The sequence below is a fragment of the Nitrosomonas sp. genome, from assembly GCF_019635155.1.
In the GTDB taxonomy this organism is placed as follows: Bacteria; Pseudomonadota; Gammaproteobacteria; order Burkholderiales; family Nitrosomonadaceae; genus Nitrosomonas.
Genome location: NZ_JAHBZY010000033.1, coordinates 1 through 8946 on the forward strand (window position 1 = coordinate 1; position 8946 = coordinate 8946).

The 8946-nt window shown below is 42.1% G+C and carries 13 protein-coding genes and 1 pseudogene; 4 read left to right on the plus strand and 10 right to left on the minus strand.

Going from position 1 to position 8946, the window contains the following annotated elements; translation table 11 throughout:
- From KF839_RS14365 to KF839_RS14395, 7 genes and pseudogenes are all read right to left on the minus strand, one after another.
- A partial coding sequence (locus KF839_RS14365; RefSeq protein ID WP_416362377.1) for a relaxase/mobilization nuclease domain-containing protein occupies positions 1-421 on the minus strand: 421 nt, incomplete at its 3' end.
- A gap of 4 nt (positions 422-425) precedes the next feature.
- Positions 426-797, minus strand: coding sequence for a plasmid mobilization protein (locus KF839_RS14370; RefSeq protein ID WP_292918517.1), 372 nt, complete (start codon positions 795-797; stop codon positions 426-428).
- 159 nt (positions 798-956) lie between these two features.
- On the minus strand, positions 957-1346 hold the full coding sequence (locus KF839_RS14375; RefSeq protein WP_292918518.1) for a hypothetical protein: 390 nt from the start codon (positions 1344-1346) through the stop codon (positions 957-959).
- A 64-nt stretch (positions 1347-1410) separates the two neighbouring features.
- Positions 1411-2489: pseudogene (locus tag KF839_RS14380) on the minus strand (IS3 family transposase).
- A gap of 246 nt (positions 2490-2735) precedes the next feature.
- A complete protein-coding gene (locus tag KF839_RS14385; protein ID WP_292918519.1) occupies positions 2736-2969 on the minus strand; it encodes a hypothetical protein in 234 nt (77 codons plus the stop codon).
- Between the two features lie 66 nt (positions 2970-3035).
- The gene (locus KF839_RS14390) at positions 3036-3182 is read right to left on the minus strand and encodes a hypothetical protein (RefSeq protein WP_292918520.1); all 147 of its coding nucleotides are present in this window, start codon (positions 3180-3182) and stop codon (positions 3036-3038) included.
- Between the two features lie 112 nt (positions 3183-3294).
- Complete coding sequence (locus KF839_RS14395; protein ID WP_292918521.1) at positions 3295-3567, minus strand: winged helix-turn-helix transcriptional regulator; 273 nt, start codon at positions 3565-3567, stop codon at positions 3295-3297.
- Between the two features lie 111 nt (positions 3568-3678).
- Here KF839_RS14395 and KF839_RS14400 point away from each other — a divergent pair, with 111 nt between their 5' ends.
- Positions 3679-4275 carry a cytochrome P460 family protein gene (locus KF839_RS14400; protein WP_292918522.1) on the plus strand — a complete coding sequence of 199 codons (597 nt, stop codon included), beginning with the start codon at positions 3679-3681 and terminating at the stop codon, positions 4273-4275.
- Positions 4276-4537: 262 nt separating this feature from the next.
- Here the strand turns inward: KF839_RS14400 and gloB are convergent, their stop codons facing one another.
- On the minus strand, positions 4538-5311 hold the full coding sequence (gene gloB, locus KF839_RS14405) for a hydroxyacylglutathione hydrolase (RefSeq protein WP_292918523.1): 774 nt from the start codon (positions 5309-5311) through the stop codon (positions 4538-4540).
- A 32-nt stretch (positions 5312-5343) separates the two neighbouring features.
- Between gloB and KF839_RS14410 the strand changes: the two genes are divergently transcribed.
- From KF839_RS14410 to dnaQ, 3 genes are read left to right on the plus strand one after another with little or no spacing between them, the layout of a single operon-like run.
- A complete protein-coding gene (locus KF839_RS14410; RefSeq protein ID WP_292918524.1) occupies positions 5344-6144 on the plus strand; it encodes a class I SAM-dependent methyltransferase in 801 nt (266 codons plus the stop codon).
- Between the two features lies 1 nt (position 6145).
- Entirely contained in the window at positions 6146-6607 is a 462-nt protein-coding gene (gene rnhA, locus KF839_RS14415; RefSeq protein WP_292918528.1) for a ribonuclease HI, read from the plus strand.
- A 10-nt stretch (positions 6608-6617) separates the two neighbouring features.
- Positions 6618-7334: a DNA polymerase III subunit epsilon gene (gene dnaQ / locus KF839_RS14420; RefSeq protein WP_292918525.1), complete on the plus strand. Its 717-nt coding sequence runs from the start codon at positions 6618-6620 to the stop codon at positions 7332-7334.
- A 142-nt stretch (positions 7335-7476) separates the two neighbouring features.
- Here the strand turns inward: dnaQ and cheZ are convergent, their stop codons facing one another.
- Positions 7477-8235: a protein phosphatase CheZ gene (gene cheZ / locus KF839_RS14425; RefSeq protein ID WP_292918526.1), complete on the minus strand. Its 759-nt coding sequence runs from the start codon at positions 8233-8235 to the stop codon at positions 7477-7479.
- Between the two features lie 32 nt (positions 8236-8267).
- Positions 8268-8675: a chemotaxis response regulator CheY gene (cheY, locus tag KF839_RS14430; RefSeq protein WP_292918527.1), complete on the minus strand. Its 408-nt coding sequence runs from the start codon at positions 8673-8675 to the stop codon at positions 8268-8270.
- Positions 8676-8946 lie beyond the last annotated feature (271 nt).

Here is an 8946-nt window from a genome sequence, read left to right on the forward strand (position 1 = left end):
AGATTTCTTTTGAAATCTCCATGAGTTTGCTTTTGTAAAACGGCAGATTGACCGCTTTCATCTCTTGAGTGTCGATACGCGACCAGACGCAGTGCGCATGGCGTCTGCCTTCTTTTTCATGAAAGACAATCACACGCGGCTGATCATGTAGGTCCATGCGCTCTTCAATACGGCTAATGGCCTGCTCGAAAACATCCGTTCCGACTTTCTCCTTCTCCGGTGGATTGAGGCTAACAGAGAATAGATATTGATTGCAGCGCGTACCCATTGCCTGGGCGCGAATTTCCTGCAAGGCATCGGGTAGTATATCGGCCATAAAGCCGCTGACTTCATATAGCTCGACATGATCGTTATCCCGATCATTGAGTAGATGCGCGGCCAGCTTGGCAGCACCGCCGCGCTGGGAAGCGATGATGATCATGAAGCTACCTGTCCAATCCGAGGGATTTCATTAAGGTTTCGCGGATATGGCGGATATCGGCGCAGGCATTCAGTAATGATGTTTTAACTTCCGGGGTGAGATTCAGCAGGCCGCAATTAGCAGATTTGGCCAATTGATTGAGATTATTCGCCAGTCTCAAACGACCCAGTTCGCCCAGAAGCTGGCTTAAAAGCTTATGATCCTTGACCGGATGTTTATTACGGGTACGGCGTCTGAGGCAATTTTCGTCAAAAACCTGCTTGCGGATATATTCTCCCAAAGGCAGTCCGGCGGCTTCACGCTCAAGCGTGGCACGCTCTTCAGGTGTCAGGCGCAGGCAAAAAGGGGAAGCAGGTTTTGTAGTCTGTTCGGGCATTAAATAACTCCTTTGCTTGAACAATACACATCCGGCCTTCACTCGCCGGGAAACGAGGAAAAGACACAAAACGAGAAAAATGATCTGGGATATGAAAACAGCGGTATCCGATTGCTCGGCATACCGCTGTCAAGGGTGTGTCAATTGGTTAAGAGATTGTCAGGGCTGCGGATAATTATCCATCGGGATATCCTTCAAGATTTCATTCCAGTCCTGTAGAATTGAGAAAAGTTGGTTCAAGGTCTTTCCGACATTTTCCACCAATAAAAACAAGCACTTAGTGATTAAAAACCCTAAGTGCCTTTTTATTTCATAAAAAATGTAACCGTTTTTGTAACCGGAATTAATCTTGAAGTCCGCAGACTGCTTACCGGTTCGTTCGTAGTAATCGAATAGGAAAAACCACGCTAAACGCGGATCAGGTGCAAAACCCGTACCTGACCAGTAGCCGTACTGAACGTGTGTGAACAAAGCAAGATCTGGATCGGAACTCAACGAGATAGGAGATTTTGCTTTACCACCCAATTCATTATAGAACAAATGTCCCATCTCGCTATTGCTGCAATTAAAACCAGCACAAGTAGTATCCACTGCTGGGGTAATCCCCCCATTTTTAATAGGAGCTTGCAGTAGAGAGTTTTAGTTTACCAGCCTCTCTGAGCTTCATGACTGGTGTGATACCCCCAATTGCCATACTGGGACGTTTATTATTGTAAATCCATAACCATTGTGTAGCGGTGAGCTGTGCTTCTTCAATGGTTACAAATTGATTCATCTCCAGCCATTCATGCCGAGCAGTTCTGTTATAGCGTTCTACATAAGCATTCTGTTGTGGTTTTCCTGGCTGGATGTAATCAAGTTGGATACCTCGTTTCTCTGCCCAACAACGAAGTGTGCCGCTGATATTTTCCGGCCCATTGTCACAGCGAATCTTCCGTGGTTTGCCGCGCCATTCGATAATCCGATCCAGAGCGCGCGTAACCCGTTCTGATGGAAGCGATATGTCTACTTCGATTCCCAATCCTTCACGGTTGAAGTCATCCAGCACATTAAAGGTTCGAAAAGACCTGCCATTGGAGAGTTGATCAGCCATGAAATCTACCGACCATGTGTCATTATGGCCGTTCTGGTACGGCCAGTGGTTCCGGCTTCTCTCGTTTTAACCGCTTGCGCGGCTTGATCCGTAAATTCAATTCAACTCACGGTAAATATGATACACACGTTTGTGATTCCATCCAAAACCCCAGCGCTTGTGACAGGCCGTCAGACGCAGTAACCAATCGACGATTTTCTCGTTCTCATCGTTGAGCACCGGCTCATAGCGATAGCAGGTCTCAGAAATGCTAAATGTTATACAGACCAAAACGATACTAACAGACTTATCCTGCACTACCCACTGTGCCATTACTTTGCGCTGTGAGGGTTTTACCACTTTTTTTCGAGTGCTTCCTTCAATAGCTCATTCTGCATCTGGCTTTCCGCATACATCCGCTTTAACCGTTTGTTTTCCTCAACCATCACCTTCATTTCAGATAGCAAGGCAGCATCCATCCCACCATACTTGCTGCGCCATTTATAAAAACTTGCAGTACTCATTCCATACTCTCGGCATAAATCAGCTACAGGAATTCCTCCCTCAGCCTGCTTCAGTATCTGCATAATTTGGCCTTCCGTAAATCGCTGTTTCTTCATCAGTAAAATCCCTTTTCCTCTACGATAGAAAATTCTACTGCTTTGCTCCTCTAATTTTTGGGGGGATTACCTGTCGGCTCGCCATTTGGTGAGATAAGATAAGCCAAGTTGCTGTGCCAGAATTTTCATTTCCATAATTCAATACTCCGTGAAACGTTACCGTGAAACCAATTGAAAAAATTCTTCCGTTGAAATTTGAACGGGGGTTGAATTACCCTCGCCGGATATATTCATGGAAGTACTTTTTTATACATGCCATTCGATCTTGGTAAACTTTTCTATAAACTCATGACCTGTTCCAGTCCAGATTGCGGTTTCTTTATGCTCTTCATTACTAAGTGATACTAGGCATATGCGATCTTCAATAAAATCAATTGTCGATATTTTCCATATCACGCCGCCATGTTTCTTTGTATATCTATCTCTTGAAGAAAGAATTAATTTTTCAGGCCATTCTTTTGTTTCGTGATCATTATTCATAATTTCATCTCCAGTATTTATTTTGATTCATTAACGAATTTCAATTTTGGATTGCTCAGAAATCAATTACAATCCCTTCACTTGATTATATTCATCGCGCGCATGATTCAGGAAGTACTCCATCGCATCAGGATCATTCCGGCATTTGTTCAATACGATTTCATGGTCTTCTTCGGGGTCGCCAATCCTGAAAAGCCACGCCCAAATGGTCAATTTGTAATTGCATGACTGCCTGTTGTTGCGTTGTGGCGTTCCCTAGGGCGTGCAACAGTACAACACTTTTCTTCTGTGGTAACGACTGCTTGTTTTAGCAGGTTTCGTAAGCTCAAAATGCCGTTCCTTTTCGATTAATCATTCCCGCTTCTTGCGCTTTGCGGTAATGACAGTTCACTGTCGAACGATTAACTTCAAGCTCACGTGCAACATCTGACTGACTCAAGCCTTCATTGGCAAGATCGATAACACGCTGATACGTGCTTCCTTCTAAGGTTGTCCGGCTCCACGAAGCGCAGTCGTCCGAATCTTCGTTCAAAATTGACCTGGTCAATTCCCTCTTAACTGGAATGTACGGTTTCATTAGATCAGGCCCGTTTGTCATTATTGCATTCCCTCTTGACGAAGGTAGGTTGTCTGAATACTATTAAGGATGGTAGCAGTTCGAGTTTCTGCTGCTTTCTTTGTGATTCTTTAACTATTTTAAGGGCTTATTATGTTACAGTTAAAAAAAACGTTATTAGGTGGTATCGCACCAGTATTGTTGTCCATTGCGCTGGCAGGCCCAGTAATTGCTTCCGACGCACACCATGCACACGGCAAGGATCATGATTTTGGAAGATTTACTAAAGACAATTTATTGTTGACTCCAAAAGACTACCGCGAATGGATTTTTGTTGGCGCACCGGTAACTCCAAACGACATGAACGATGGAAAAGCAGCATTTCCTGAGTTTCACAATGTTTATATCGATCCTACAAGCTGGAATCATTGGAAAAAAACCGGGGAATTCCGTGACGGAACCGTTATCGTTAAAGAATTGGTTGGTGTAGGAACCAAAGAAGCTGCAAGCGGGCATGGCTATTTCCCTGGCGAATATAATGGAATCGCTGCCATGGTTAAAGACTCGAAGCGTTATGCAGATAGACCAGGAAATTGGGCATTCTTTGGTTTTGAATCTTACGAAGCCAAACACGGCGCAATCCAGGCAGATGATGCTTGTGCTGCTTGCCACAAAGAAAACGCTGCACATGATATGGTTTTCACCCAATATTACCCAGTGTTACGCGCTGCTAAGCCAGGTAAAAAATAAGCGGTTGAATTTTTAACTGCTTCTGCTAGTTAATTTGGCATATTCTAGATTGATGAATATGCCATTTTTTTAGCATTTTATTCTCTCGCGCTTTTATTTCTAATGAAAATAATGCGTACAGCGCAAGCAGTCTTCACATTGAGTCATGCTCGAGAATTCGCTTATCTATTGGATGGATTTATGTTCAAGAAATCTGCTCCGCATTGTCTCTTCTTATTTGCCGAAGTATTCAGCGTTTTCTTGGTTTTTATTAGGCATTGTTTTAGAAATTATTCTTCCAGTCTCGTAACGCCGTAAAAATGCTGAGTGGATCTTGAAACTTACAGTTGCAATAGCTTTGCACGCTGGCGATGATCTCTAAATTTGAACATCGAAGAAATGGGTTAATTGATTTCTCATTGCCAAGTGTTGTAGGTATTGTAGGAGTGTTCTGACTGCGTTGCATTCGTGCGGTTATCTCAAATGCCTGGAGCTTCTCATTTTGATGATCGACAACACGAGCAAATTTAATATTGCCAAGTGTGTATTCATGCGCACAGTATATCAGTGTGTCATCAGGAAGCTGATAAAGCTTCTGTAATGATTGGTACATTTGACCTGCAGTACCTTCAAAGATTCGTCCGCATCCACAAGCAAACAGCGTATCACCGCAAAATAACATACCGAATGGTTGGGATCCATAATAGGCGATATGATCGAGTGTGTGTCCAGGAACTTCAATAACGGTAAGTTGTAATGGCAATTCGTGAAAAGATATTTCATCATTGTTGCGAACTGAATGAGTAATGGTTGGAATGTTTTTAGAGCATGGGCCATAAACTGGCGCATCAAAATATTGCAGTAACCCGGTAATTCCCCCCGTGTGATCATTATGATGATGGGTGATGAGAATTGCGGCTAACCGTAATTGCCTTGATCGAAGATATTCAATAACTGGTAACGCAGTTCCTGGATCAATCACAACGGCGGTGTTACGATCATGGATAACCCAGATATAATTATCTTTGAATGCAGCTACCGGATGAACTGTCAGCATCGAATTTCCAGAAAAATAGGCGTTATATTTTCATGCGGGAAAAACAATCGGTCAAAATGAATATACAAAACGATCAACATTGGTTTCAGTCGTCTCTTGGTCAATATTTGATCGGATATGAACATCGCTACTTTGATCAAGTGGTTGCAAATATTTTTGGGTATAACGCTGTTCAGATCGGTTGGTCGCAGTTTAATTTTCTTCGCTTGAATAGGGTACCATTTCATTTTACTGTGGGGCTGGAAAGTAGCACTTCTATTCGCGCCGAAGCTGGATTTCTGCCACTCCATAGTAATAGCATGGACCTTGTCATTTTGCCACATACGCTCGAATTTAGCCCAAGTCCTCATCAAATTTTGCGCGAAGTCCATCGAATTTTGATACCGGGAGGGCATATTGTTATTTCCGGTTTCAATCCTTTGAGTTTATGGGGTATTTGCCATTATTTAAAGTCAACCCGTCAGGAATTTCCCTGGAATGGTCACTTCATTTCTTTATCACGATTAAAAGACTGGCTAAAGCTATTGGATTTCGAAATGGCCGGTGGCCGGCTTGGTTGCTATGTGCCGCCATTCAAGCAAGAAAAGTGGCGCCGGCATTTCCATTTTATGGAAGCCGCGGGTGATCGCTGGTGGCCGATTTCCGGAGGCGTTTATTTTTTGCATGCGATTAAATATATGCACGGAATGCGTATTATTAAGCCGGATTGGAAAAAATGTATGGACGGTAAAAAGAAAATGGTGCCTGCTGCCCAAAGAATGACAGAAGCTTCCAATGGAAAGCGATCTTCGAGAAAATGCGGTCAAGCTATTGAGATATCAGATTATGAATAGAATGGAAAGCAAGGTAGTTGAAATTTATACCGATGGCGCATGTAAAGGAAATCCTGGCTTAGGGGGATGGGGGGCGCTATTGAAGTATCAGGGGCATGAACGAGAGATATTTGGCGGGGAAGAACAAACGACGAATAACCGCATGGAATTACTTGCGGCGATACGAGCGCTAGAGACATTAAAATGCCGTTGTAAGGTTCATTTACATACCGACTCTCAATATCTTCAGAAGGGTATCAGTGAATGGCTCAATGCATGGAAGGCGCGAGATTGGCACACATCCAATAAAAAACCAGTTAAAAATGAAGATCTCTGGAAATTACTCGATCAATTGGCACAACAGCACGACATTGAATGGTGCTGGGTTCGTGGTCATTCAGGCCATATTGATAATGAACGTGCCGATCAATTAGCTAATCGCGGAGTTGAAATGATGATTTCTACGGATATGAATAATTATTAGGAATCTTGAAATGCGCCAAGTCGTACTGGATACCGAAACTACCGGTTTAGAATATAAGCGGGGGCATCGTATTATAGAAATTGCAGCCGTTGAGCTTTGTCACCGACAATTGACGGGTAATCAATTTCATTATTACCTGAATCCTGGACGTGAGAGTGATGAAGGAGCCTTACAAGTGCATGGCCTTACCACTGAATTTCTTCAGGATAAACCCAAGTTCACTGAAATATCCACTGAGTTCCTGAATTTTATTAGTGAAGCCGAGCTCATTATTCATAACGCTCCTTTCGATGTCGGTTTCCTGAATTATGAATTAAGCCTGGCTAATCTAGAGACGCTGGATCATTATTGCGCAACAATCACAGATACATTGAGGCTGGCTAAGGAGCACCATCCCGGTAAACGAAACAACCTAGATGCGCTATGTGAACGGTATAATGTTGATAATTCCGAGCGCACACTCCATGGTGCACTATTAGATGCTGAATTGTTAGCGGAAGTCTATCTTGCGATGACGCGCGGGCAAGAAAGTTTACTCATTGAGATAGAACATACTGAATTTGCCCAACTTTCAACAACCAATCTCGGTGGTCATAACTTTAGAGTAATTCAGGCAACTGTTGAAGAAGTGGCCCAACATCAAGCAGTTTTATCCAAAATCGCACTTGAGTGCGACAACAAATGTATATGGGATGTATTCGAAACGGATAATGTCACAGAGAAGTAATTATTATTGTCTAGAGACTGTTAACACTATCTGATCGTGTTCGAGGAGCGTATGCCTTTTTGTCATACAAATACCGTTCACACAAAATTCGGGATACGCTCCTGGAATCAGGTTGATTATTCTTCCTAAATCTAGCACTCTCCTAGAAACCGAGGCTGGCGAGCAGATCATCAACCTGATCCTGACTCGAAACAACATCATTTCTTTTCTCAGGATTTGTTACAGGCCCATTCATAAGGCCTTCATCAGTTGACGCTGCAATTTTATTTGGAACGTTTGCAAGTAACAAATCAATTAAATCTTTTTCCAGACTTTGTACCATATGGGTAACTTTTTTAATGACTTGACCTGTCAAATCTTGAAAGTCTTGTGCCATCATTATTTCAAGCAACTGGGCATTTGTAGCATTGGTCTGTTCTGGAATGTTATCGAGAAATTGGAGTGTATCGATTAAAAGAGTCTTAAATTTTTCCGTATCAGGGTTGTTTTGTTGTGTTTCAAGTGCTTGTTTCCACTGTGCAGATAATTGAACCGCATCGGTTGAAAGCTTTTCTTGGATCGGCATTGCGATTTCAGTTGCGCTGAGTGTTCGTTCAGCAGCTTGCTCGGTTTTGATAGCAACGTACGTTAATTTATCTTGAGCTTCAGGCACTTCATTGGCAATTGCTTCAAGACGCTTGTCATAACCCAATTCACGCAAACTGTCATGCAAGTTCCTAGTCATTTGTCCAATTTGATCAATGACCTTTTTATCAGTTGTTATTGTTTCGTTTTCTTCATGATCGTTATTCATTGATGATAGTGGTAAATCCGCTAATTGGATAGTTTTTTTTGCCTTTGATTTCGTGGTAACTTTGGAAATATCATCGACTTTTTCTTTGATTTGATGTTTTGTATTCATTTTTGGCTCGGCGGTTTGTTTGAAAGAAAATGCTATGCTTTTGCAGAAACTTTTGCTTCCATGTTCTGGAATATTTTATTCAGCTTTTCTTCCAGAACTGCAGCGGTAAACGGCTTAACAATATAACCACTTGCTCCTGCTTGTGCAGCAGCGATGATATTTTCCTTTTTGGCTTCAGCGGTAACCATGAGTACAGGGATTTTCTTCAGAGATTCGTTGGCACGTACATTTTGGAGCATTGTTAAACCATCCATGTTTGGCATGTTCCAATCTGATACAATAAAATCGAAATTACCATCTTGTAATTTTCGTAATGCAACTGCGCCATCTTCAGCCTCATCAACATTGACAAAACCAAGTTCTTTTAGAAGATTGCGAACAATTCTACGCATTGTAGAAAAATCATCCACAACTAAGAATTTTAAATTTTTGTCAGGCATTCTATTTCTCCATAATTAAACTAAATAATATTCGTTTAAGTGCAATGTCTTCTAAAAACGATCGCTTAACTGTTTTGCTTTATTTGTACGCTGTTCATTTTATCGTTGTTTTTACGACAATCAGCTTTGAAAGTTTAGGAGAAATCTCAAAATTTATTTTCCTGGCGGATGATCATGGTTTACAGGTTAATTGGCCCTATCGGCTTATTTGATTATGCAATAGTCATCAGTAGTTCTATTGTGTACTATCCCTCAATTGTTAACATCGATG

What these genes read in the sequence shown, in the direction of transcription:
- cheY (WP_292918527.1), bottom strand. Translation starts at nt 8,675, where the DNA reads ATGCCTGACAAAAATTTAAAATTCTTAGTTGTGGATGATTTTTCTACA.
- KF839_RS14395 (WP_292918521.1), bottom strand. Translation starts at nt 3,567, where the DNA reads ATGACAAACGGGCCTGATCTAATGAAACCGTACATTCCAGTTAAGAGG.
- dnaQ (WP_292918525.1), top strand. Translation starts at nt 6,618, where the DNA reads ATGCGCCAAGTCGTACTGGATACCGAAACTACCGGTTTAGAATATAAG.
- KF839_RS14410 (WP_292918524.1), top strand. Translation starts at nt 5,344, where the DNA reads ATGCGGGAAAAACAATCGGTCAAAATGAATATACAAAACGATCAACAT.
- gloB (WP_292918523.1), bottom strand. Translation starts at nt 5,311, where the DNA reads ATGCTGACAGTTCATCCGGTAGCTGCATTCAAAGATAATTATATCTGG.
- KF839_RS14375 (WP_292918518.1), bottom strand. Translation starts at nt 1,346, where the DNA reads ATGGGACATTTGTTCTATAATGAATTGGGTGGTAAAGCAAAATCTCCT.
- rnhA (WP_292918528.1), top strand. Translation starts at nt 6,146, where the DNA reads ATGGAAAGCAAGGTAGTTGAAATTTATACCGATGGCGCATGTAAAGGA.
- KF839_RS14385 (WP_292918519.1), bottom strand. Translation starts at nt 2,969, where the DNA reads ATGAATAATGATCACGAAACAAAAGAATGGCCTGAAAAATTAATTCTT.
- KF839_RS14400 (WP_292918522.1), top strand. Translation starts at nt 3,679, where the DNA reads ATGTTACAGTTAAAAAAAACGTTATTAGGTGGTATCGCACCAGTATTG.
- cheZ (WP_292918526.1), bottom strand. Translation starts at nt 8,235, where the DNA reads ATGAATACAAAACATCAAATCAAAGAAAAAGTCGATGATATTTCCAAA.
- KF839_RS14370 (WP_292918517.1), bottom strand. Translation starts at nt 797, where the DNA reads ATGCCCGAACAGACTACAAAACCTGCTTCCCCTTTTTGCCTGCGCCTG.